Source organism: Pseudomonas sp. R1-15 (assembly GCF_051132085.1).
GTDB lineage: Bacteria > Pseudomonadota > Gammaproteobacteria > Pseudomonadales > Pseudomonadaceae > Aquipseudomonas.
Genome location: NZ_CP071660.1, coordinates 5,732,221 through 5,755,718 on the forward strand (window position 1 = coordinate 5,732,221; position 23,498 = coordinate 5,755,718).

Below are 23,498 nucleotides of genomic sequence, written 5' to 3' on the forward strand. Positions count from 1 at the left end.
ACGGTATGTCTTTTTCGGTACACAGCGTAAGCACCCGCCAGGCCTTTCAGAAAAACATCATCGCCGGCATCGCGACGTATTGGGAAATAGCCCCGGGCATCGAGTTCTGCCTGCGACGCGAGCCCCACAGCTTGGGGCTCGCGTTACAGATACAAAGCCAGGCGCTAGGCGTGAGTCAGGTGCGACGGGCGCTCGAACGACGCTTCGCCCACCCGAGTGACTACGCGCAACTGTTCCTGTTTCTCGATCCGCAACGCGCGCTGGTGGTCTGGCAGGCGCTGCCCGAGTCACCGATCTCGCCGCAGATGCTCGACGAGATCCAGTCCCGGCAATTGTCGTTGCTGGGCCTGGAAGACCTTGACGATTATTCGGTTACTTACTGAAGGCCCGTGGCCGAGGGAGGCTTTGCATGACCACCACACCGCTCGCCCAGCGCTTGATCTCGGCCCTCGCGGAACACCTGCATGCGCAGCTGCAACTGGAGGGCGGCGTCTGCGCGCTGTATGACGCAAGCAACCGGGAAGCCGTGATCATCGAGCTGCCCGATCACGGCGATGTGGCCATCCTCCATTGCGCGATCGATGTGCCAGCCCATGCACCTGGCCTGCATAAACGCCTGTTGGAGCTCAACTTTCGACTGGATCTGCTCGGCGGCAGTTGGCTGGCCCTGGACGAAAAGGGCAGCGTTCGCTTGTGTGCCCATTGCCCGTTGTCGATGCTCGATGAGGCGCAGTTCTGCCATTGGATCGTCGGTTTCATCGGCCAGGTCGGCGAGGTGCGCGCACGCTTGATGCCGTCCGCTACGCCTGGTGGCCCACGCCCGGCCTCGCTCAACGCAAGTCGCACACGACTCGGCTAGACAACAAAAAACCGTGGCGAGGGAGCTTGCTCCCGCTTGAGGGCGAAGCCCTCACAAAAAAGGGCTGCTGCGCAGCCCATCGGGAGCAAGCTCCCTCGCCACGGGTACAGCGTTTTCCAAGTCATTGCGTGTATTACCGAAGTTTCATCGCCTCACCTCCCTCCTGCATGACTCTCCTCGCAGTGTCCATGAAGCCCTTGGTGACTTCCGTCACCGTGTCGCTCATCAACTTGGCCATGTCGGCCGAGCTCTTGACGATCATCATTTCGCTCTGACGCTCCTCCATTCGCATCTGCATATCGAACTGCTTTTCCATCAACTGTTTTTGACGGGTTTCCATCTCGCTCATGAACGAGTCGGGCGTGCGAGGCGGCGCGGTGGAACCGGGGCTTTGGGTGTCATCCAGCGGTCGATCGTCAGACGGCGTAGCCGCGCGCTCGGCACCCCGTGTCCGGGTCCGGCCGCGCTGGTGAACCGCAGGGGGCGACGAAGACGAGCGACCCCGCCCATGCAGGCTTTGAGTGCCGGTACGCTGCTGGGCGTCGCGAGGCTGCTGGCTCAACGAGGGCGAGCGCGACGAGTGCAAGCCGTCGACGCCATGCAGGGCACCCGTGCCCCTTATGGAATTGGCCAGTGAGTTGGGTTCAGGCATAGGGAATCTCCACGAGTCGGTGTGTGCGGTGGGACTACCGGCAAGCCGGCTTCGCCCGGGCGATCCCGGGCTCACTACCTGAGTGGCATCCCGGTGCGCACCGGTTCCATCGACCTCAGCGCAGGTTCAGCTCCGGGATTTCGATCACCTCGCCCTTGGCCTCGTCATCCAGCTCGCGCAAGACCCGATAAATGTGCGCAACCGCCTGAAGCGTTTCCCGCGGGATATATCCGCCTACGTCTTCCTTGTAGATCGTTCGCGCCAGCCAGATGCATTGAATGACCGGGATACGCGCCGCCTTGGCTCGCTCGATCAGGGCACGCGCATCGGCATCGACGCCCTTGGTAATGAGCTGCGGCAACGGCGTCTCCTCCGGTCGATAAAGCAGCGCGACGGCAAAGTGCGTGGGGTTGACCACCAACACATCGGCCTCTTCCACCGGCTTGGTTTCCTTGCTGGCAGGTTGGTCGACCAACTGCCGGGCCAGGCTGCGTCGATGCATCTTGACGTGGGGATCGCCCTCCATTTCCTTGAATTCCTTACGCACCTCTTCTTCGCTCATACGCAGGCGCTTGGCGAAGAAATATTTCTGCAGGCCAAAATCGAGAATCGCCAGCACCAGCAACACGCCCAGACAGATGTGCATGATGTGCCGGAACAGGCTGGCGAGCCCGCGCCAATAGCCATGCAGGTCACCGTTGACCAGGCTGATCAACGACCCGAGGGCAGGCATAGTCACCAGGTAAAGCACGCTGGCGATGAACACCGCCTTGACCAGCCCCATGAACAGCTGGATCAGCGCCTGGGCGGAAAACATCTGCTGGGCCTGGTTCAACGGGTTCAAACGGTTCGGATCGGGGTGAAGGGCTTCGGGCGCGAACAGGAAGCCGAACTGTACCCAACCGGCGATCAGGCGCGTGGCGATTGCCAACCCGACGGTCATCAAGGTGAAACTGAGCAACACGCCACCGGCATGGGCCAGGGTTTCCTCGAAGGCGCGCACGAAGTCGCCGTCCAGCCGGTGCAACGGGAACAAAACCATTTCACCCAACGCCTGCATGCTGTTGTCAGCCTGGGTCAATGCCACTTCGGTGACTGCCGTGAGTACCAACAGGCTGCTCAAGTCCTGGCTCTGGCCGACCTGGCCTTTTTTGCGGGCGTCACGGATTTTCTTCGGTGTCGCGCGCTTGGTCTTCTCCCCGCTGTCTTCACTCATGAACGAGCCCTTCCTTCAAGGCGCCTGCAACAGCAGGTGGAGCAGGTTGCGGATTTCCCCGTAACGGCCGAGACGGCCGGTCATCGCGTCCCATAACGTGGGCAGGTAGAACAGCAGGAAGCCCAGCCCGACCAGGCTTTTCGCCGGCATGGCGAGGACAAAGACCTGCAATTGCGGGCTATACAGGCTGAGCAAGGCCAAGGCGAACTCCACCAGCAACAGCAAGCCGATGAAGGGCGCCGCATAAAGCATCATGTGCATGAACATTTCGGCGAGCAGCCCGAGGAACACCCCGAAACCATCCGCGCCGGGCAACGGAAACCAGACCGTGGGCGACCAGACCAGGTAGCTGTCCCAGATCACCTGGGTCAGCGTGCCGATGCCCAGGGTGGCGACCAGCAACAGGATCGTCATCTCCTTGAACAGGTGGCCCAACGGCGTCGTATCCGTGCCGAGTGCCGGGTTCAACTGGCCGCCGATGAGCGCACCGCGCTGGTTATCGAGCAAGGCCCCCACCGATTCGTACAGCCAGAACGGCATGGCCAGCAGCACCCCGAGCAGCAGGCCCAGCACCACCTCCTTGAACATCAACCCAGCCAGGGTCAGCCAACTGACCTGGGCATCAATCAGGGCCTGGCGGATGCCCGGCGCCGGCAACATGCCCAGGGCGAACACCACGGCATGGCGCGGCAGGCCTCGCAAATGCTGGAAGCAGAACACCGGGACCAGGTAAGCCACCGGATAGATACGCGCCATGCCAAGGGCGATCGACAGCAGCAAGTCGAAATAGGGAAGGAAGGCCTGGGTCATCATCAGGTGCTGGCCATCAGTTCAAAAGCCCGACGCAACAGGCCCAGCAGCTCGGCGCCAATCCAGCGACCGGTGACCAGCAAGGTCAGCCCCACGGCCACCAGCTTGATGCCGAAGGGCAAGGTCTGGTCCTGAATCTGCATCAAGGCCTGCACCAGGGAAGTCAGCACGCCGACGATCACCGCGACGATCAGGGGCGGCGCGGACAGCAGGACCACCAGCAACATGCCTTCCTTGAACAACGTCATCGCGTCCATCGCATGCCCTCATAGGTAGGAGTAGAACAGGCTGTCGAGCAATTGCGTCCAGCCTTGCACGAGGACGAACACCAGCAGCTTGAGCGGCAACGAAATGGTCATCGGCGCGACCATCTGCATACCGAGCGCCAGCAGCAGGTTGGACACGATCAGGTCGATGACAATGAACGGGATGTAAATCAGGAAGCCCATCTGGAAGCCCGCCTCGAGCTCCGACAACATGAAGGCCGGGATCAGCAGCATCAGGTCGTCGCGACTGGCTTGCTCGGCGCGCTCCTTGGGCCACATGCGCTGGGTGTTTTCCAGCAGGTGAGTGAGGATGTCCGGGTTGGTATTGCGCGACATGAAGGCTTGCAGCGGTTTTACCGCGTTCAAGGCAGAACCCTGCAACGCCTCGGTATTGCTGAAATCCAGTGGCCGCTCCTTCAGCTCCTCGGCGATGTCGTGGCCGACCGGCGCCATGATGAACAACGTCGCCGCCAGCGCAATGGCATACAGCGCCATATTCGGCGGCACCTGCTGCACGCCGATCGCGTTGCGGGTAATCGTCAACACGATGGCGATCTTCAGGAAGGCGCTGCAAATGATCAGCAACAAGGGAACCAATGAGATCCCGCCGATGAACAGCGCCAGCAGAAAGGGGTCGACCCCCTGGAAGCTCATCCAGCCACATCCACGCGAGTGATCTGCAGACCGAGCCGGCCATCAACTTCTACCAGTTCGCCGTGGGCCAAGGCCCGTTCGCCATGGAACAACGCCGCCGCGCCCGGCGCCACGCCCTGGACCTGGAGCACCGAGCCGGGTGCAAGGTCGCGCAACTCGCCGAGGGTCAGGCTCAAGTGGCCGCAACGTATCGTCAGCGCCAATGGCAGGTCGTCGAAACGCTCGCGGATGGCGGCAGGATCTGCAACCGGCGCCTGCGTGGCATCGGAGTCGACGGGGTAAGGCGCTGGTTGCTCGTCGACTTCAGGTGCCTGAACGTCGGGTTCGTAGCGAGTGGTGTCGTCCCAGTCGGGCGTCAGGATGTCGGTGTCGGCGGTGGTGCTCATAGCGGTTTCCTCCAGAGCGAGCAAGGTCAGGCGCAACGGCGCGGCGCGGTCGTACACCCGCACCCGCGCACATTGCCGGCCCAGGCGAATGATTCCCTGGCCGGATGGATCGAACAGGGCGGACTCCGGAACCAGCACGTCACCGGGGCGCAGCGCGGCCACGTGCCTGGCGGCCAACGTCAGGTGCCCCAATGGCAGCGGAACATCCAGCGCAAGGTCATCGCCCCAGGGCACATTCCGACGCTGCCAGGGCGCTGCGCCAAGCACCCCCAGCAGGGTCGTCCCGGCGATTTGCAGATGGCTCGTGGCACGGGCCGCGCCTGTTTTCACCTCGATCCGGCAGGCGATGCCCTCGACGACGTGACCGGCCAGCGGTCTCAGAAAACCGAATGCGTGCCGCAAGGACTCGCTCAGGGTTTGCTGGAACAGCGCCCAGAACCAGGCGTCATCCGCGCAAGGCTCGGCGGGCAGGATCACTGGGCACTCACCGAACAGGCTGAGTACCTGACCGGGCTCGTCGAGGGCCAAGGCACCTTGCGCACACTCCAGCACAAACGGCGTCGCTCTCGCCGCGCCGCTGGCCGGGGTCAGTTCCACCACGCCCGCTTCGCCCGCCACCTCGAACGCCAGACTGACGCCAGCCCCCAAGCGCTGCCGGGCGGCGGCGTCATCGCTGCACATCGATCGCAGCGCCAGTGCACGTACGCTCATGTCGCACTCGCCTCCTCTGCGGATGCCACGCGCACCGTCACCGGCTGGCCCAGGCTCTGACCCAACGCCTCTTCCAGGCGCCCGGACCGACTCGATAACCGCGCACGTACTTTTTCGGTTTCGCCACTCAGGCCAATGTCCCAGCCAGAGGTCCCGGCCAGACGCTGCGCAGAGACCCTGATCCGTCCCAGGTGGGGAAGGTGCAGCAGCAGGTCCAATTGCTGGTCGAGCGTGGCCCGCAGACGTGGCGAAAGCTGATCGACAAAGGCGTCCACTTCGCCGCTCTCCAGGCCCACCCACCCTGACAGGGAGCCGGCGCCGGCGGTGTCGTCCTCGCCATTGCCCCGAGGTGCGTCGACCCACTGGCGAAACCAGTAGCCGTCACTGCGCCCGGCGATCACTTCGGGGTCGCGTTCGGAAGCGGGCGCAGGCTCGCGGGCCGCCGGACGGGTGGCCCGACTCACCTGAACAGGCGCGTACTCATGCGCACGCGGCGCGTGGCGAGCGGATGCAAGCGGCGGTCCACCGCGTACCGTGCGTTCATTCATCATCGGGGACCTCCGTCAGGTACTCCATCATGGCGCCGAGCTTTTCCAGGTCACGCCTGCGCCCTTGTAATCGCTGCTGCGCGGCTTCGGTATGGCGTGCCTGCTGCGCCTGTTCCTCGTCCAGCGCCTGCAAGGCCCGCGCTTGCTCCGCCAGCTCACCGATCAAGCGCCGCTCCTCGGTGCTCCAGGCATTGAGTTCGCAAATGCTCAGCGCACGGCCACGGTGCTCGCCGTAGAGGGCCTCGCGCTGAGCCGCCTGCTGCTCACAGGCTGCCTGCCAGCGCGCCCGCGCTGCGGCGAACGCGGCCTGGCGCTCGCGCAAAAGCTCGCGCTGCTGGCGCCAGGCCCGTTCGGCTTGCGCCTCGCGATGCCGGCGCACCGGCGCCAGGGCGTCCAGATCAGCCCGGGACATAGGCGGTCAATTGCTGGAGGTGGGCCAATGTCGAGGTGAACGTCTCCGGCTCGCGCAAGTCCTGGCGCAGGAATGCGTCCAGGGCGCTGCGGGACTCCACCGCCAGGTCGGTCAAGGGGTCGGCGCCGGCCTGATATTCCCCCAGGCGCAGCATCAGTTCGATCTGCTCGTAGGCCGACAGCAACCGCCGCAGATTGATGCCCGCTCGAAGGTGCTCGGCCTCGGCGACATTGGCCAGGGTTCGCGAGAGACTGGCCAACACGTCGATCGCCGGGTAATGACCGCGCTCGGCGAGTTTGCGCGACAGCACGATGTGACCATCAAGCAGCGAACGCACTTCATCCGCCACCGGATCGTTCATCGAATCCTGTTCGATGAGCACCGTATAAAGCGCGGTGATCGCCCCCTCATTGCTCAACCCGGCCCGCTCGACCAGACGCGGCAGCAGGCTGTAGACCGAAGGCGGCAAGCCGCCGCGCCCCAGCGGTTCGCCAGCGGCGAGGCCGATTTCCCGTTGGGCCCGGGCGAACCGGGTCAGCGAGTCGATGAGCAGCAGGACCCGCTGGCCGCGGGCGCGAAAGCCCTCGGCCAAGGCCGTGGCGGTAAATGCCGCGCGGGCCCGTTCCATGCTGGACCGGTCGGAGGTGGCGCATACCAGGACTGCACGAGCGCGCAATTCATCGTCCAGTTCATGGTCGAGAAATTCGCGCAACTCGCGCCCGCGCTCACCGATCAAGCCGAAGACAATGACATCGCAGTCAACATTGCGAGCGATCTCCGCCAACAATGTGGTCTTGCCGCAGCCGGCGCCCGCGAACAACCCGACACGCTGGCCCTCGCCAAGTGTCAGCGGGCCATCGATGGCGCGTACACCGGTCATCAAGGGCTGTTGAATGCGCGGTCGCGCGGTCGGCGCAGGCGCTTCGCCAATCACTTGCGAGGCCTGCAGCACCTGCGCGCCGGCGAAAGCGCCCACGCCACCGTCCAACAGGGGCCGACCGAAGCCGTCCAACACTTGCCCAAGCAATTGCGGGCCGACAGTCACCCGGTGGGGCATGCCCAGCGGCTCCACGACAGCGCCGACCCGCACGCCCTCCAGGCCACCCAAGGCGCTGAGCAAGGCATCGTGGCGGTCGAAGCCGACGATTTCGGCGAGCAACGGCTCGCGCGCGTCACGTTCGACCTGGCAGAGGTCTCCGATCTGCGCTCCCGGCAGCCGGCATTGCAACAAGATGCCGCTGACCCGCTGTACCTGTCCGCGCACCATGACCGGCGAGAACCGGCGAAGATGCGCCCGTTGTCCGGCCTCCCAGCTCTCCAGCCGTGCAATGGCCGCCTGCGTCATCACCAGGTGACCTCGTAGCGTTGCTCACCTTCGAAGGTGACCTTGCCGGCATCGATCGCGGTCAGGCGCAGCCCATCGATCTGGTCGCCCAGAAACAACCGGCGGCCGTCGGACGTGACGACGTGGCCATGTTTGCCGCCGACGATCTGAGCGATCTGAAACGGCAGTTGACTCAGCCGCTCCCTGACGTTGGTCGTGATCGCGACCGACGTATCGTAGCGGGCATGGAAACGCTCGATCAGCCGTTCGACCATCGCCAGGCGTTGACGCGGCAACTCACCCACCAGGGCCAGTCGGCCGTCCTGGACCTCGGTCTGCACATGGGCATCCAGGTCACGCTCCTGAAGCATGCGATCGAGCTCCAGGCGGACCGCCTCGACAGTGTCCAGGGCCACCTTGGCCGGCTTGAGCTGTTGCACCGCGCCGGGCGCCACAGTCGGTGCCGGCTGGCTGGTGAAGGCCAAGGCGCTGGAGGCAACGGTAATCACCGCGGCAGCGATGCCCAGGCGCTTGGTCCAGGAAGGCCGCGCCGCGGCCCTTTGCGGTTCGCGCTCTACCGCCAGGTGCGCCGCATCATCCAGGGCTGCTTCTTCAGGCCAGGGCTGATCCGCCGGGGCCAGGCACAACCAGACGCCAGCGATAGAGAAAGGCGCATTGCTTTGCAACGCCCCGGCGGGAATCCAGGGCTGGCCTTGTGCATCACAGACCTTCCCCTCCAGCGAGTCCAGCAGCCATTGGCCCTGAACCTGCCTGAGGGCCACGTGATGTGCGCAGATACCTGGATCGTATAACGCCAGGTCGGCGTCTTCCGCCGCTCCCACTACCCATTGCTCGCCCACCAGCGGCAACGCCGCACCTCGGTGCAGACCACTCAATACACGCAGTTCGAACATGGCCAACTCCTCAAGGCGCGACGGGTGTGCGCCCACAATCAGGTTGAACGACGGGGCACGGGTAGCCCTCGTCCACTGTCACAGCCAGGCCATCGAACGCGCCTGGATTTACATCGTTACCCGTGGCAGCACTGCCCACGCGCCGAGGGGAAAAAACCCTCATGCGGCGTCCTCGATCCGCAGTTGTTCCTGCTCGAGATCGAAGCGCCCCAGCACGGTGACCTGGGCATTGCTGTGCAACTCGCTGAAGGCAAGTACGGGTACGTGATTGAACTCGTCACGCAGCAAGTCACGCAGCGGCGCGCGCAAGTCCTGGGCGACCAACAGCACCGCCACGCGTTTGGCCCGCAACGGGAAGCCTTCGCGCAGCTGCAAGACCAAGGCGCGGGTATGTACGCTTTCCAAAGCAAAAAACGTTTCCGTCTGGGTCTGGCGCAGCGCGTCGCGCAGCAGCCCTTCGGTTTCGGGCGTCAGCAGCCAGACGTGCAAGCCGTCTTCATCGCGGTACTGGTGATAGATCTGCGATTTCAGGGCGATACGGGCGTAGTCGGTGAGCGCACCGACATCGCGCTCGTGCTGCCCATGCTCGATCAACGACTCGGCGATCAATCGCACCGCCCGCAGCGGCACGCCTTCGCCTGCCAAGCGTTGCAGCACGGCGGCGAAACGGGCCAAGGGCATGGTCCGCTGCAGCTCTTGCACCAGCTCTGGCTGTCCGGCTTCGAGCCAGCTGAGGATCGACTTGCTTTCCTGCAGCCCGAGGAACTGCGGGCCGGTGGCAAACATGGCCCGGCTCATGCGTTCCACCAGCAGCTCCCCCGCCGGCACCGCTTCCACGCGCTCGTCCGCCAGCAGCGGGTCGTCGGGGGCCAGCCAAAGCCATTGATGCTCGTCACGCACTTCGCTGCCGACCCGGGCATCCTGCGGCTCGAATGGCAGCGGCCCGCGCGCCACCGCCACGCGGTCACCGAAGGTCGCCCGCAACATCGGCACTTCGTGCACGCAGAACCGGAACTCGTCGTCTTCCAGCTGCGTGCTGTATTCGATCTCGAAGGGCGGCAAGGTCAGGCCAAAACCTGCAACCAGCGCGTTGCGCTTTTTGCGGATCGACTGGATAACATCCTCGGCGGCCGGGTTGCCTTCCATCGCCTTGGAAAATTGCAAGAGATAGGCCCGGGTCGGGTCAAAGCTGCGCAGGTCCTCGGCGCCATTGTGTTCCGGGGTGACGACCGTTTCAGACTGCTCCGCCTGGCGGGCCTGTTTTGCCCGGCCATGCAACTGGATGATGCCCGCCGTGCCGGTGATCAAGGCGATCACGATGAACACCAGCGTCGGCATGCCGGGCAACGCGGCGAAGCCGAGCATTCCCACCGAAGCGATGACCCAGGCCTTGGGCTCGGCGGTCAACTGCTTGGCAATTTCCTTGCCTACACTGCTGCCGGCAGGCTGTCCTTCCGGCGAGACGCGGGTGATGATCATGCCGGCGGTCAGGGAAATCAGCAGGGCCGGAATTTGCGCGATCAGACCGTCGCCAATGGTCAGCACGGCGTACAAGTGCATCGAGTCGGACGCGCTCATGTCATGCTGGACCATGCCGACCGAGAAGCCACCGATGAGGTTGATCACCACGATCACCAGGCCTGCGATGGCGTCGCCCTTGACGAACTTCATCGCCCCGTCCATCGCCCCGAACAGTTGGCTTTCCTTGTTCAGTTCCTCGCGGCGGCGGCGGGCTTCGCTGACATCGATGAGGTTCGCCCGCAAGTCGCTGTCGATGGACATCTGTTTGCCAGGCAGCGCGTCCAGCGTGAACCGCGCCGCCACTTCGGCGACCCGCTCGGAGCCCTTGGTGATCACCAGGAAGTTGACCACCGTCAGGATCAGGAAGATGACCAGCCCGACCGCAAGGTTGCCCCCCACCACGAAATTGCCGAACGCCTGGACGATATGACCCGCGTCGCCCTGGAGGAGAATCAAGCGCGTGGTCGCCACCGACAGCGCCAGCCGGAACAAAGTGGTCAGCAACAGCACCGCCGGGAACGAGGAAAACGCCAACGGACGCGGCAGGTACAGCGAGAGCACGATCAGCAGGCAAGAGATGCAGATGTTGATGGCGATCAGCGCATCGACCACCGCAGTCGGCAACGGCAGGATCAGCATGAACACGATGCCGAGCACCACGAACGCGCCGGCCACCTCGATACGTTGCACCGCCGCCTGGGCGACTTTATTCAACATGGCGATCATGGGCGCGCTCCAATGACCGGCTCGGCGGTCTGTCCACGGGTCTCGCCACGGGAACGCTCATCGAGCAGCACCAGCAGATTCTTCAGCGCGCTCTGGCGACTTTTGGCGTCGCGCCAGAGCGCCAGCGGCAAACGCTTGAGCAAGGGGTACAAGCCGTTCAAGGAGACCAGTTGGTCGCGCTCCTGATCGCCGCCCAATTCCCGGCCGATGCGACGTACTTCCGCCGAAGACAGGCCGCTGCTGACAAATCCCAGCATGCGCTGGAGCAACAGCACGGCCGTGAGCTGGCTGGCCGGGCAACTGTAGGCCAGTTGCTCGAGCAAACGGCGACAGCTTTGCAGCACGCTGCTCAGTTGCGTCGAGGCAGCGAGGCCGATCAGCAACGTACGCAACAGAGCGGTAGGCCGCGAAGGGGCATGGGCGGCGATGTCATCAGCCAGCGCGCGGCGCATCATGTCGAGCCCCGAGACGAATGCCGCTTCGCCGAACAGGCCAAGCAACGCCTGCATCATGGTGGGCAAGGATTGCTTGAGCACCACGGTGTCGTAATAGAGGCGCCGTACCGCCTGGCGCAGTTCCGGATCGCCACCGGAGGCCCGCAGGGCCTCGGCGATGTTCATGCCGGCCTGGATCTGCGCGCCATAACGCTCGCGCAACAGTTGCAGATAGTCGCGGGCACGCTTGGCTTCGACGAGACGACCCTGCGTCTCGGCGTCCAGCAGTGCCTGCTTCAGGATCAGGTCGGTGCGGGCCGGATCTCCGCCAGTCGATTGCACCAGTTCTTCAAGTACCGGCTGGCCACCGAGCAGGACGCCGGCCTGGGCAGCCATGGCCCCCAGGCTCTGCTTGCCGGGGTGGCCGAGTTGGTCGTACCACTCCTCCAGTTGCTCACGGGTCTCGACCCGCACCTGGCCCACCTCGCTGCGGGCATTACGGATGCGGCGCTGGTTCAGCGCCTTGGTATTGCGTTCCACATGATGGCTGAAGGTCATGCCGACCTCCTCCATCGAACTGGACTGCGCGGCCTGCGACGACTCGACAGGCCTGCCAACGCCCGCGACAGCCGAAACGGCCTGGGCGAGATTGGCGGCAATGTGCGCATTTGTCGGGGCTTCTACTTTCATGATGACCGGGGGCGTGGTTTCGGACGCTCAGTGGGTGGCGGTGATCCACCATTCGGTTCCATCGCCATCACGGGCTTTTCTAAAGCGAACGACCGAGTCGTCCGCGGGGCGTTTCCCAAAGAGCCGGTCGGTGCAATTTCATGCAGTGGTCGTCTGGAAAGCCGTGCACGGCCTTGCACAAATAGAGCATTTGCACCAATAAAAGTACCTTAAATTTCAAATAGATAAGTGTTAAATCCGGCTTGGCACAGGTCCTGCTGAAGGGGAAAAGTCGACACACCCGTCGGCACCAGGGAACCCATTCAGAGGGATTTATTGATGAACAGCCTGAACCTCATGCTTCCCCCGCAAACCTCACCGACACGTCCGAGTGCGCCCGGTGTCAGCTTCGGCGAGGAGCGTAAGCTGCGTCTGTTTGTGCAAAAGCGTGTACTCAATCAAGACGACGCCGACGACATCATCCAACTCACGTATCTGGAAGCCTGGCGCAACCAGGAAAAATTCAAGGGGCTGGCCAAGCCGGACACCTGGCTATGCGGCATCGCCTTGAACCTGATACGCAATCACTTCCGCCGTTTCTATGCGCAACCGCCACTGAGCACGTTCGACGAAAGCGATTTTCACGAATCCAGCGACGACATCGACCTGAGTGAACTGTGCGACAACCGGCGGCTGCTGGACCGCACGCTGCTGGCGATGGACGCCCTGCCCAAGGACATGCGCGACACCTTGTGGACCGCCGTGGACACCGAGAGCAGCTACCGCGATGCCGCCGAACGGCTGGGCGTGCCCATCGGCACCGTGCGCTCACGATTGTTTCGGGCCCGTGAACAACTCAAGAAAAGCGTCTATGGAGAAACCCGGCCATGACCAGTAATCGTTTGAACAGCCGAGCCGACCTGCCACGTGGCGTACGTCGCTATACGCCCGATGACCTGCCGGTGATGACGGATATCTTCAACGAAAGCGCTCTGGGGGGAACCAGTTCCCCCGTACTCAGAGCGTTTTCCCTGAAGGAAATGACGTTCTTCGTCGATTGTTTCGTCAAGGAAGGTGACCCGATCTACGTGCTCGAGCGCGGCGGCGAGGTGGTCGCCTGGTTGATCGTCAACCGCTTCTGCTGGGGTGCCCAGGCCTGCCGGTTGACCGGCGAAGTATCGATCTACGTGCGCAACGACCACATTGGCAGCGGCGTCGGCATTCGCCTCGGCCAAGCTGCCGTGGTGTTGGCCAGACGTTATGGTTTCGAGACGCTGGTGGCCTGGATCATCGAGCACAACGAGGCGAGCAAGCGGGGCGTGCAAGGATTGGGAGCGACGCTATGGGGACGTTTTCCGGGTATCGCCCGATTCGCTGACAAACGTGCGGATGTGGTGCTCTATGGATTGGACCTGATACCTATCGACACCACCCCCATCAGCGCTTCAGTGCCTGCGCAGACAAGGGAGGCCAGCCTGGCTTGAATCAACGGCTCGTCCGGCAAGAGGCCGGGCGAGCCGTTGCCATTTTTTGCACTGGCAACCGCTGATTTCTTGGCGATGATTCACCCGCAAGCCCATTTGGCCACCCGGATCAATCCACCGACCAACGCACCGGCAACGCATCCGGCCCCCTGAAATTGGGTACATAGCGCCAGCGCACGGCGCTGGGCTCCACCGCCAGTTGCAGCCCGGGACAACGCCGCAGCAAGGTCGCCAAAGCTATCTCCAGTTCCTGCCTCGCCAGCGAAGCCCCCAGGCAGTAATGAGTACCTTTGCCAAAAGACATGTGCGGGCAGGCCGGGCGAGTGATGTCCAGTGTATCCGGATCGGCGCACATCGCCTCGTCACGATTGGCCGCCCCCACCACCGCCACCAGCAGTTGCCCCCGCTGCAAACGCTGTCCGGCCAGTTCCGTGTCCTGGGTGACGAAACGAACCATGGCCCGTTCCACCGCCGAGTCATAACGCAAGAACTCTTCCACCGCGTCGGGCATCAATGTCGGCTCATCCCGCAATTGGATCAATGCCTCAGGATGCTGCACGAGCGTGTGCACGGCATTGCCAATCATCGATGCCGAAGTTTCGTGCCCGGCGATGATCAGCAGCGCGATCATGCTGCACAGCTCACTTCGGCTGAGCATACTGCCCTCTTCCTCGACCTGGGCCAGGGCCGACACCAGATCGTCGGCCGGTTGGGCCCGGCGCTGCTCGATCAAGGCGAGCATGTAGTGGGCAAATTCTTCGTAGCAGCGCTGCAGTTCGCTCAGGTCATGGCCCACCTGCCGGACAATCATGTGGGACCAGCGCCGGAAATCGTCGCGATCCTGAGCAGGGACGCCCAGCAGTTCGGCGATGACGGTAATCGACAGAGGGAAGGCATATTGGCTCACAACGTCCATCTGTCCGCTCGATTGCATTGCGTCCAGCAACGTCTCGGCGATTTGTTCGATGCGCGGTCGCATGGCGTTCACTGCCTTCAAGGTGAAGGCCTTGTTGACCAGGCGACGCAGGCGGCGATGGCTCTCCCCGTCGCGGTTGAGCATGTGCTCATTGAGAAATGCGATGGACTGCTCGCCGCCGAGCATCGCCGCGAATCGCGGATCGATGCGCGACGGATCACGGGCGAAGCGCTCGTTGTCCAGCAGGACCTCTTCGACTTCCCGGGCACCGGTGACGTACCACATCGGCAACTGCCCGTCGGGCTGGCTGAGGAACACCGGAGACGCCTGGCGCAGCGCCGCATAGTGCCGATAAGCCTCGCCGCGAAACGCGTCGCTATTCAAATCAAGGGTCCGCTCGTACGCCATGAACACTCTCCAGAGGAAGGAATCGTTGCCCATGAGTGGCTGGACTGGCGTAAAAAGATCCCTGCCAGCGCAAGCTCGCCCACCAGCCCACCAGCCCCCTATTGCCTGCCACCGGATGAACCGTTTGCCCGGCCAGCGTCACTCAAGGGGAAACCCAACCCCGCGTGGAGCTGACATGACGCATGCACTTGCCATCCATGGCCACTGTGACCCTCGCTTCGAGCCGGTCAGAGAGGCTTTTATCCAACTGATGAAAAGCCCTTTCGAACGCGGCGCCGCCCTGTCCATCCAGATCGACGGCGAAACGGTGATCGATCTGTGGGCTGGAATTGCCGGGCCGGAACCGGACGTCCAATGGCAGCGCGACACCCTGCTCAACCTGTTCTCTTGCACCAAGCCGTTCACCGCAGTGGCGATCATGCAGCTGGTGGGCGAAGGACGCCTGGACCTCGACACGCCGGTCTGCCGCTACTGGCCCGAATTCGCCAACGCCGGCAAAGCGTCCATCACCGTACGCCAGGTACTGTGCCATCGCGCCGGGCTGCCGGCGTTGCGCACTCCCCTGGCGCCCGAAACGCTTTATGACTGGGACACCATGATCGACCTGATCGCCGAGGAGCGGCCCTGGGCCGACGCCGGCAAGCAGCAGACCTATTCGCCGCTGCTGTTCGGCTGGATTCTCGGTGAATTGCTGCGCCGGGTGGATGGCATGGCCCCGGCGCAAAGCATCCACCAGCGGGTGGCGCTGCCACTCGGGCTGGATTTCCTTATGGGCCTGGACGACGCGGACATCGCTCGATGCGCCTACATGGCGCGCACCAAGGACGACGTCGATGACGAGGCCTTTGGTCGAGTGCTGCAGTTCGTGCTCAACGAGCCGACGGCCATGAGTTCATTGGCCTTCGCCAATCCGCCGATGGTGCTGGGGCGCAGTAACGAAATCGGCTGGAAGCGCATGACCCAGCCGGCGGCCAACGGCCACGGCAACGCCCGCAGCCTGGCGGCGTTCTACGCCGGCCTGCTGGACGGACGCCTGCTGGAATCACCGCTGCTCAACGAAATGCTGTGCGAGCACAGCGCCGAATACGACCCGACGATCCAGACAGCCACCCGTTTCGGCCTGGGCATCATGCTCGATCAGCCGGACGTGGCGAACGGCAGCTACGGCATGGGAGCGAGCGCGTTCGGCCACATGGGCGCCGGTGGCACCATCGGCTTTGCCGACCCGGAGCGCGGCGTGGCCTTCGGCTTCGCCTGCAACACCATCGGTTCCTACGTCCTGATGGACCCTCGCGCACGCGGCCTGGCGAATGTCGTGATGGATTGTTTGTAAAATCCGAAATCGGCGATGGTCAATCCGTGGCGAGGGAGCTTGCTCCCGCTGGATTGCGCAGCAATCCCATTTGTCTGATGGGCGCTACGCACCCAAGCGGGAGCAAGCTCCCTCGCCACGGGTTAAATATCGACAAGCGAATCCTATTTGCATCAGTGCGCTCACACCCCAGGTGGCACTGCCGCCTCGGCCACCTGCGGCTCGACCGTATCTGGCGAAGCGACCACTTGCTCTTCGCCATCGCCGACCCGGGGCAACGCGGCCTTGGCGATCATGTCCGGTTGCGCCAGCAACTTGCGCGATGCTTCCACCGGCATCAGCAGACGCCCCCTTACGCGGCCACGGCCGGCCGGGTTGAGCATGCGCAACTCCCGCTCATGCACCCCCGATAACTGCGCCAGCTGCGCCAGGTCCACCGGCTGCGCCAAGGCGACCATCTGGAAGTACGGCTGGTCGGCAATCGGGGCCAGGCTCACGCCGTAGTCTGCGGGAGTGTTGATCAGTTGCGACAAAGCCAGCAGCCGCGGCACGTAATTCTGGGTCTCGCCGGGCAGCGACAGATTCCAGTAACTGGTCGCCAGGCCACGGGCGCGGTTACGGGTGATGGCGTCGCGTACCCGTCCTTCCCCGGCGTTGTAGGCAGCCAGCGCCAGCAGCCAGTCACCGTCGAAGTAATCGTGCAAGTAAGACAAGTAATCCAGGGCAGCCCGGGTGGAGGATGGAATATCCCGGCGCTCATCGTAGTCACCATGCTGCTGCAATTGGTAACGGCGTCCGGTGGCTGGAATGAACTGCCAGAGCCCCAACGCCTGCGCAGGCGAACGTGCATTGGGATTGAACCCGCTTTCGATTGCCGGTAGCAAAGCCAGCTCCAGGGGCATGTTGCGCTTGTTCAGCTCGCCCACGATGAAGTGCAGGTAACGGCTACCGGCACGGCCGGTCTGGGTAAGAAAAGCCGGGCGCTCCATCAACCAGCGACGCTGCTCGTCGATGCGGGCCACGCCCTGGGTTCGGGTCTGCAAGGAAAATCCCTGGCGCATGCGCGCCCACAGGCTGCCGCCGCTTTGCGGGGATGACTCGCCAATCTCGATGATCGTGTCCGTGGGCGCCGGCTCAAGCCAGCGTAGCTGCGCGCGGTAAGGCTCGTTGGCGAAACGGTCGCCAATGGTCAACTGCGGTTCGAGATGCTGGCATCCGTACAGCAAGGTCCCCATGGCCAGCATGGACAAGCCTTTGGGGATGGATCGCAGAGCTGGCGAAGATGCAAGTGATCGGGACATGGGCGGTCAACCTTGAATGAGGTGGCGCCATTGGGTGGCAGATCACCGGCCAGCGGTTCCACCGGTCAGTGGAACCGAAATGCCTCGGTTGTCACTCATCAGGGGCAGCAGGCGCTCGTCGGTGCCTGAATGACAATGCGAGGTCCATCATGGCGTCACCCACCTATTGCAAGCTGATCGATCAGCTGTGCGAACTCACGATGATTCCCAGCCCGTCAGCGTTCTATGAAGAGGCGAACCTGTCGGTCAAGGATGTGGACTTTTCCTTGAAGCACACGCCTGGCGTGGGCGAGGGAGACGTTTTTATCTACTGCGGCTTCGGCCCCCTGCCCGTGGCGAATCGCGAAGCGGTCCTGCAACGGCTGCTGGAAACCAACCTGTATCTGCTCAGCGGCGCGTTCTGTCCATCGCTGTCGTACAACCGCGACAGCAAACAGGTGGTCCTGATCGGCCACGTCCCGCTGGACGGCCTCACAGCCGAGCGCCTGCTCGGGCTGATGGGGGGTGCCGCCGACATGGCGCTGATCTGGCGCGATGGCTATTTCTTCGACGGTGCCAGCCCAGACGACACCGCCAAGACCGCCCAGCCCAAACCCACCCCGCGTAGCGCAGGGCTCAACAACGCCCTGTCGATCTAGGAAGGAGAACACGACATGCCAGCAGTATCAGTAGGCGGAACCTCAAGTTCGGCGCCGTTACCCCAACAGGACGATCGGATCACGCCGGTAAGACCCAGCCTGTCCGATCAGGTCCGCCCATCCACCACGCCCTTGGTGCCTTACCACTTTGAAGGGAAAGCGAGCGACAAGACCCAGGACACGCTCAAGACCAGGCAGCATCGCCTGACCGCATTGATCAAGGACCTCGGCAAGAAAAGCCCTGATAACGACCCCATCGGTTATGCGCGGCAGCATATGGCGCTGGAGGCCACCGTGCTGGACTTCGCACCAGGGACCAGTTTTCAAGACATCCAGAAGCACCTCGCCGAACTCGGCGGCACGCCCCACCCGATGCTGTCAGGCCAGGAAGAAACCGAAGCATTCGCCAAGGATTTCAACGAGTACCTGGCCAAGAACGAGGGCGACAGGGAAGAGAGCGGAGGTTTCAAAGCGGTCTGGGACAAGCACTGCGAACGCGTTGGTAATACCCTCGGTGCCTATCATTCGCTGTGTCAGGAAGTGATCGATCAAACCCCGGGAGAAGGCGATCTCAAGCTGCTGCGCAGCAGTCATGAAGCTTTTCGCGGTTATGCCAAAGGCGTCACGCAAGCCATGACGCAGGACATGCCCCAGCGGCTGAACACGTTCATGGAAAGCCGGATCGAGCACGCGCAACTAGCGGCGAACAACGAGAGCCTTCCCCAGGCCGATCGAGACAAGGCGAGGGATGAGTTAGGCCAGTTGCGTGAGGTCAACAAAGAGCTTGGCGGGTTGCTGAAGAAGGAGGACGACAAACCTAGCAAGCTGGCAGCGGCGACGAAAAAAAACGAGGTGCTGGACACCGCGCTGAAGAACGTCGCACGCCAGGACTACGTGGCCGAACTCAAGACCCACAGCGGCTTCGTGACAGGCCTGGCTGTATTTGCCGACGCAGGAATCCCCCAAGGCCTCGCGTCTGCCGGACACTTCGGCGCCGCCACCGCGGCGATCGACGAGGCGATGGCGGACCAGTCCTTCGGGAAACATGTGGCGGCGACGTCAACCGTCCTGGGTACCGCCCACAAGGTAATCAGCGATGGCCTGCGCCCGTTTGTCCAGGTCGTCGTCGACAAGACGATCGGCCGGGGGCTGGAAAAGGTCGACCCGCTGGCGGTATACCCCAAGGCCCTGCAAGACATCACCGTGAACGGACGCCGGGTTGCCAACGCCCAACGTGAGACCATCGACGCGACACAGAGCGAAAAGCGAGCCGATTTCAAACTCAAACAGAACGCCAACAATTTTGGCACCATGAGCGGCGACTTCACCGGTTACCTCGCCTTCGGCGCGGCTCATGCGGTGAGGGACACGATAGATCAGTTCACGTCCGTCAACGCCTCCGGTATCGCGGCTCGCAGTGTCGCCTCTGCGGTAGGCGGCACCTTCATGGCGGGCGGACAGGCGGTTGCCAAATATGCCCAGACCCATGGCGATGAGCAAATCCCCACCTACCGCGTCACGAAGGAAAACCGCGAGTGGAAAGAACTCCTGCCCAAGGCGTTTGCCGAGGCGACTGGCAAGCTCAACCCGATCAGCATGGCCAATGTCAGTGACTTGGCCAACCGGATCGTGGGGGTGGGCCCAGGGATCGCCATGCGCACCGGAGTTGGGGATGCCGCCGCGGTGGGTGAAGACCCTGAAGTCAAAGAAAAAATGGAGCAGATCGTCACTACCTTCTTCTCGTCCGGCCTGACGCTGCTCCCATTCTTTGCCAACAGCGTGGCGGCACCGCTCGAGAACAAGGCACTGAGCGACGGCACTGACGACCTTGCCAAGCGGGCGCAGGTACCGTGGCAGAACGTAACCAACCCTAACCGGGACACCCTGCCACACACCCAGACCGAAGGCTTGACCCGCGACCTGGAGAACGTCTATCACGTCACCCGCGGGCTGACCCAGATTGTTCCGCAGGGCAGCCTCTCCGCGCTCAACATCACCTCCGACTTTGCCAAGGGGTTGGTAACGAATCGGAAAAAAGCGCCCGCTGGCGACAACATGGAGCTGGCAGAACGCGGCGAAGCCCCGCCACAGAGCGGACCGTCCAACGAACCAACACCCACCCCTCGACCTAACTGAGAAAGCCGCCGGACCATCGCTCGGTGGCCCGGCATCCCTCCTTCCACGCTGGCCGCAGGAACTTCCCTGCGCCAGCCCTCGCGACATACTCCGACCGCCCCCGTGGCGAGGGAGCTTGCTCCCGCTCGGCTGCGAAGCAGTCGTAAACCGGCCAATGCGGTATGACTGAATTACCATGGTGCCTGGCTTCTGGGGCTGCTGCGCAGCCCAGCGGGAGCAAGCTCCCTCGCCACGGGGATTCGCTCGAGTTGGGAAAAATCCTCCCGAGGAACGATGCGTCGGGAAGCGCTCGCGTGTTAAACAGGGGACCAACGGGACCGCTGCCACTCGCATAAGGAATGACCATGAAACGCCTGCTCGTCGCTTTCCTGTCACTGGTTGTCACCGCCATCATCGTCGCGGGCGGCTACCTCTACAGCAAGCAGCCCACCCGCCAGGGCACCGTGCAGCTGCAGGGGCTGCAAGGCTCGGTGACGGTGCGCTACGACGAACGTGGGGTGCCGCATATCCGCGCCGAGAACGAAACCGACCTGTACCGCGCCCTCGGTTATGTCCACGCCCAGGATCGGCTGTTCCAGATGGAACTGATGCGCCGCCTCGCCCGTGGCGAGCTGGCCGAGATCCTCGGGCCGAAGCTGCTCGACACCGACAAGCTGATGCGCAGCCTGCGCATCCGCGAACGCGCCGCCAGCCATGTAGCCGAGCAGGATCGCCAGTCGCCGGCGTGGATCGCGACGCAGGCTTATCTGGACGGCATCAATACCTACCAGCAAACCCATACGCGGCCGCTGGAGTTCGATGTGCTGGGCATTCCCAAGCGGCCCTTCACCGCTGAAGACACCGCCAGCATCATCGGCTACATGGCGTACAGCTTCGCCGCCGCCTTTCGCACCGAACCGCTGTTGACTTACGTGCGTGACAAACTCGGTGCCGAGTACCTGAATATCTTCGACCTCGATTGGCAGCCTCAGGGCGTCCTTCAACAAGATCCCGCAAGCGGTCCGTCCCTGACCAGCAATGACTGGAAAGACCTCAACGCCCTGGCGCGCCTGAGCGAACAGGCCCTGGCCGAAAATGGCCTGCCGCAGTTCGAAGGCAGCAACGCCTGGGCGGTTTCCGGCAGCCGCACGCACAGCGGCAAGCCCTTGCTGGCGGGTGACCCGCATATCCGTTTTTCCGCGCCGTCGGTGTGGTACGAGGCGCATTTGTCGGCGCCGGGTTTCGAGCTCTACGGCCAATACCAGGCGCTGGTGCCCTTTGCGACGCTGGGCATGAACAAGGATTTCGGCTGGAGCATCACCATGTTTCAGAACGACGACCTGGACCTGATCGCCGAGAAGACCAACCCGGACAACCCCGAACAGGTCTGGTATCGCGACCAATGGGTGGACATGACCCGCAGCGAACAGCAGATCGCCGTCAAAGGCCAGGCACCCTTGACCCTGGTGCTGCGCCAGTCGCCCCATGGCCCGATCGTCAACGATGCCCTCGGCGCCAATGCCGGCAAGACGCCGATCGCCATGTGGTGGGGGTTCCTGGAAACCCGCAACCCGATCCTCGAAGCCTTTTACCAGCTCAACCGCGCCGACACCCTCGCCAAGGCTCGCAGCGCGTCGGCCAGGATTCACGCGCCGGGCCTGAATGTGGTCTGGGCCAACGCCAAGGGCGATATCGGCTGGTGGGCCGCGGCGCAGTTGCCCAAGCGCCCGGAGGGAGTGAAGCCCGGTTTTATTCTCGATGGCGGTAGCGCTGACGCGGAAAAACCGGGCTTCCAGCCTTTCACCAGCAATCCCCAGGAGGAGAACCCGGCCAGGGGATACGTTCTCTCGGCAAATTTCCAGCCGGTGCCGGCCAGCGGGATCGAGATTCCCGGCTATTACAACCTGGCCGACCGGGGCCAGGAGCTGGATCGGCAGTTGAGCGAAAAACAGGCCAAATGGGATATCCAGACCACCCAGAAGCTGCAATTGGGCACTACCACGGCCTATGGCCCGCGCCTGCTTGCGCCGCTGTTGCCGATACTGCGCGAAGCGGTCAGCGACCCCCAGGAGCGCAAGTGGCTTGAACAACTGGCTGAATGGAAGGGCGACTACCCGCTGGATTCCGTCAACGCCACGCTGTTCAACCAGTTCCTGTTCGAGCTGGCCAACGCGGCCCTGCGCGATGAACTGGGCGATGGTTTCTTCGAAACCGCACTGTCGACCCGGGTGATAGATGCCGCGCTGCCACGCCTGGCCGCCGCAAAAGACTCGCCTTGGTGGGACGACCGCTCGACGTTGGGCACTGAAACCCGTACCGATACGGTGATCAAGGCGTGGAACAAAAGCCTGGTGCACTTGAAGGCCACCTTGGGCGAAGACGCCAGCCAATGGCAATGGGGCAAGGCCCACACCCTGACCCACGGACATCCCTTGGGCCAGCAGAAACCGCTGGACCGGGTCTTCAACGTCGGCCCGTTCGCCGCCCCCGGTACCCATGAAGTACCCAACAACCTCTCGGCCAGGATCGGCCCGGCGCCCTGGCCGGTGACCTACGGCCCCTCCACTCGACGCATCATCGACTTCGCCGACCCGACCCACAGCGTCACCATCAATCCGGTCGGCCAGAGCGGCGTGCCGTTCGACAAACATTATGAAGACCAGGCCGATGCCTACATCGAAGGGCTGTATCACCAGGCCCACCTCGCGGCGGAGGAAGTCACGGCCAACACCCGCGGCACCTTGAAACTGTTGCCCGCCAGGGCACAGCCCTGAATCCTTTCTTGACCGTCGGCAGGCTCGATCGCCATTGATGGTCAAGACTACAGGGGCCCAAACCCCGTTTACCTCAATGGAGTCCATGCAATGTTCAATAACTGGTCCGAGCTGCTGCCCACCATCAAGAGCGCCTTTGGCGCCCTGGGAAAAAGCAATCCGAAAATGGTCAAGGCCTACATGGCCCTGGATGAAGCGGCGGCCGAGAACAATGTGCTCGATGCCAAGACCCGCGAACTGATTTCCATCGCCGTGGCGATCACCACTCGCTGTGATGGTTGCATCGGCGTGCACACCGATGCCGCCATCAAGGCCGGCGCCACTCGCGAGGAAATCGCCGCGACCCTGGCGACGGCGGTCTCGCTGAACGCCGGCGCGGCTTACATTTATTCGCTGCGGGCGCTGGAGGCCCATGACGCGCTGAAGAAGTAGCCGGCAGATGCTATCG

The 23,498-nt window shown here is 63.3% G+C and carries 23 protein-coding genes; 9 read left to right on the forward strand and 14 right to left on the reverse strand.

The window, feature by feature from the left end; translation table 11 throughout:
- The first annotated feature begins 5 nt into the window (after positions 1–5).
- Complete coding sequence (locus J3P97_RS25955; RefSeq protein ID WP_434673061.1) at positions 6–383, forward strand: type III secretion protein HrpV; 378 nt, start codon at positions 6–8, stop codon at positions 381–383.
- Between the two features lie 26 nt (positions 384–409).
- On the forward strand, positions 410–859 hold the full coding sequence (locus tag J3P97_RS25960) for a type III secretion system chaperone (RefSeq protein WP_434673062.1): 450 nt from the start codon (positions 410–412) through the stop codon (positions 857–859).
- Between the two features lie 133 nt (positions 860–992).
- Here the strand turns inward: J3P97_RS25960 and J3P97_RS25965 are convergent, their stop codons facing one another.
- The 12 genes from J3P97_RS25965 to J3P97_RS26020 form a co-directional block, all read right to left on the reverse strand.
- On the reverse strand, positions 993–1,511 hold the full coding sequence (locus J3P97_RS25965; protein ID WP_434673063.1) for a type III effector: 519 nt from the start codon (positions 1,509–1,511) through the stop codon (positions 993–995).
- A gap of 115 nt (positions 1,512–1,626) precedes the next feature.
- Positions 1,627–2,727: a type III secretion system export apparatus subunit SctU gene (gene sctU, locus J3P97_RS25970; RefSeq protein WP_434571101.1), complete on the reverse strand. Its 1,101-nt coding sequence runs from the start codon at positions 2,725–2,727 to the stop codon at positions 1,627–1,629.
- A 15-nt stretch (positions 2,728–2,742) separates the two neighbouring features.
- A complete protein-coding gene (gene sctT, locus J3P97_RS25975; RefSeq protein WP_434673064.1) occupies positions 2,743–3,540 on the reverse strand; it encodes a type III secretion system export apparatus subunit SctT in 798 nt (265 codons plus the stop codon).
- Positions 3,540–3,794, reverse strand: coding sequence for a type III secretion system export apparatus subunit SctS (gene sctS, locus J3P97_RS25980; RefSeq protein WP_305498097.1), 255 nt, complete (start codon positions 3,792–3,794; stop codon positions 3,540–3,542). The genes sctT and sctS overlap by 1 nt, the downstream gene beginning before the upstream one ends.
- A 9-nt stretch (positions 3,795–3,803) precedes the next feature.
- Positions 3,804–4,457, reverse strand: coding sequence for a type III secretion system export apparatus subunit SctR (gene sctR, locus J3P97_RS25985; protein ID WP_305498095.1), 654 nt, complete (start codon positions 4,455–4,457; stop codon positions 3,804–3,806).
- Positions 4,454–5,554 (reverse strand): type III secretion system cytoplasmic ring protein SctQ, encoded by a 1,101-nt coding sequence (gene sctQ / locus J3P97_RS25990; RefSeq protein ID WP_434673065.1) that lies wholly within the window; start codon positions 5,552–5,554, stop codon positions 4,454–4,456. The genes sctR and sctQ overlap by 4 nt, the downstream gene beginning before the upstream one ends.
- On the reverse strand, positions 5,551–6,105 hold the full coding sequence (locus J3P97_RS25995) for a type III secretion protein (RefSeq protein ID WP_434673066.1): 555 nt from the start codon (positions 6,103–6,105) through the stop codon (positions 5,551–5,553). The genes sctQ and J3P97_RS25995 overlap by 4 nt, the downstream gene beginning before the upstream one ends.
- Positions 6,095–6,514, reverse strand: a complete 420-nt coding sequence (locus J3P97_RS26000) for a hypothetical protein (protein ID WP_434571092.1) — start codon at positions 6,512–6,514, stop codon at positions 6,095–6,097. The genes J3P97_RS25995 and J3P97_RS26000 overlap by 11 nt, the downstream gene beginning before the upstream one ends.
- Positions 6,501–7,859, reverse strand: coding sequence for a FliI/YscN family ATPase (locus tag J3P97_RS26005; RefSeq protein ID WP_434673067.1), 1,359 nt, complete (start codon positions 7,857–7,859; stop codon positions 6,501–6,503). Before J3P97_RS26005 ends, J3P97_RS26000 begins: the two co-directional genes overlap by 14 nt.
- Entirely contained in the window at positions 7,859–8,752 is an 894-nt protein-coding gene (locus J3P97_RS26010) for an FHA domain-containing protein (RefSeq protein WP_434571089.1), read from the reverse strand. Before J3P97_RS26010 ends, J3P97_RS26005 begins: the two co-directional genes overlap by 1 nt.
- Before the next feature lie 159 nt (positions 8,753–8,911).
- Positions 8,912–10,999, reverse strand: a complete 2,088-nt coding sequence (gene sctV, locus J3P97_RS26015; protein WP_434627275.1) for a type III secretion system export apparatus subunit SctV — start codon at positions 10,997–10,999, stop codon at positions 8,912–8,914.
- Positions 10,996–12,123, reverse strand: a complete 1,128-nt coding sequence (locus tag J3P97_RS26020) for a TyeA family type III secretion system gatekeeper subunit (protein WP_434673068.1) — start codon at positions 12,121–12,123, stop codon at positions 10,996–10,998. The genes sctV and J3P97_RS26020 overlap by 4 nt, the downstream gene beginning before the upstream one ends.
- A gap of 318 nt (positions 12,124–12,441) precedes the next feature.
- Between J3P97_RS26020 and J3P97_RS26025 the strand changes: the two genes are divergently transcribed.
- Complete coding sequence (locus tag J3P97_RS26025; protein ID WP_305498082.1) at positions 12,442–12,993, forward strand: RNA polymerase sigma factor; 552 nt, start codon at positions 12,442–12,444, stop codon at positions 12,991–12,993.
- Positions 12,990–13,586, forward strand: coding sequence for a GNAT family N-acetyltransferase (locus tag J3P97_RS26030; protein WP_434673069.1), 597 nt, complete (start codon positions 12,990–12,992; stop codon positions 13,584–13,586). Before J3P97_RS26025 ends, J3P97_RS26030 begins: the two co-directional genes overlap by 4 nt.
- 109 nt (positions 13,587–13,695) lie before the next feature.
- Here the strand turns inward: J3P97_RS26030 and J3P97_RS26035 are convergent, their stop codons facing one another.
- A complete protein-coding gene (locus tag J3P97_RS26035) occupies positions 13,696–14,910 on the reverse strand; it encodes a cytochrome P450 family protein (protein ID WP_434673070.1) in 1,215 nt (404 codons plus the stop codon).
- Positions 14,911–15,085: 175 nt separating this feature from the next.
- On the opposite strand from J3P97_RS26035, the gene J3P97_RS26040 reads away from it, so the two are divergent.
- Entirely contained in the window at positions 15,086–16,243 is a 1,158-nt protein-coding gene (locus J3P97_RS26040; protein ID WP_434673071.1) for a serine hydrolase domain-containing protein, read from the forward strand.
- Between the two features lie 161 nt (positions 16,244–16,404).
- Here the strand turns inward: J3P97_RS26040 and J3P97_RS26045 are convergent, their stop codons facing one another.
- Positions 16,405–17,523 (reverse strand): transglycosylase SLT domain-containing protein, encoded by a 1,119-nt coding sequence (locus J3P97_RS26045; RefSeq protein WP_434627264.1) that lies wholly within the window; start codon positions 17,521–17,523, stop codon positions 16,405–16,407.
- A 149-nt stretch (positions 17,524–17,672) separates the two neighbouring features.
- Here J3P97_RS26045 and J3P97_RS26050 point away from each other — a divergent pair, with 149 nt between their 5' ends.
- The 4 genes from J3P97_RS26050 to J3P97_RS26065 all read left to right on the forward strand — a co-directional run bounded on the left by J3P97_RS26050 (position 17,673) and on the right by J3P97_RS26065 (position 23,482).
- The gene (locus J3P97_RS26050; RefSeq protein ID WP_434654857.1) at positions 17,673–18,161 is read left to right on the forward strand and encodes a CesT family type III secretion system chaperone; all 489 of its coding nucleotides are present in this window, start codon (positions 17,673–17,675) and stop codon (positions 18,159–18,161) included.
- 135 nt (positions 18,162–18,296) lie between these two features.
- Positions 18,297–20,297, forward strand: a complete 2,001-nt coding sequence (locus tag J3P97_RS26055; protein ID WP_434674590.1) for a type III effector — start codon at positions 18,297–18,299, stop codon at positions 20,295–20,297.
- A gap of 344 nt (positions 20,298–20,641) precedes the next feature.
- Positions 20,642–23,050: a penicillin acylase family protein gene (locus tag J3P97_RS26060; protein ID WP_434673072.1), complete on the forward strand. Its 2,409-nt coding sequence runs from the start codon at positions 20,642–20,644 to the stop codon at positions 23,048–23,050.
- 90 nt (positions 23,051–23,140) lie between these two features.
- Positions 23,141–23,482 carry a carboxymuconolactone decarboxylase family protein gene (locus J3P97_RS26065; protein WP_014340738.1) on the forward strand — a complete coding sequence of 114 codons (342 nt, stop codon included), beginning with the start codon at positions 23,141–23,143 and terminating at the stop codon, positions 23,480–23,482.
- Positions 23,483–23,498: the final 16 nt, after the last annotated feature.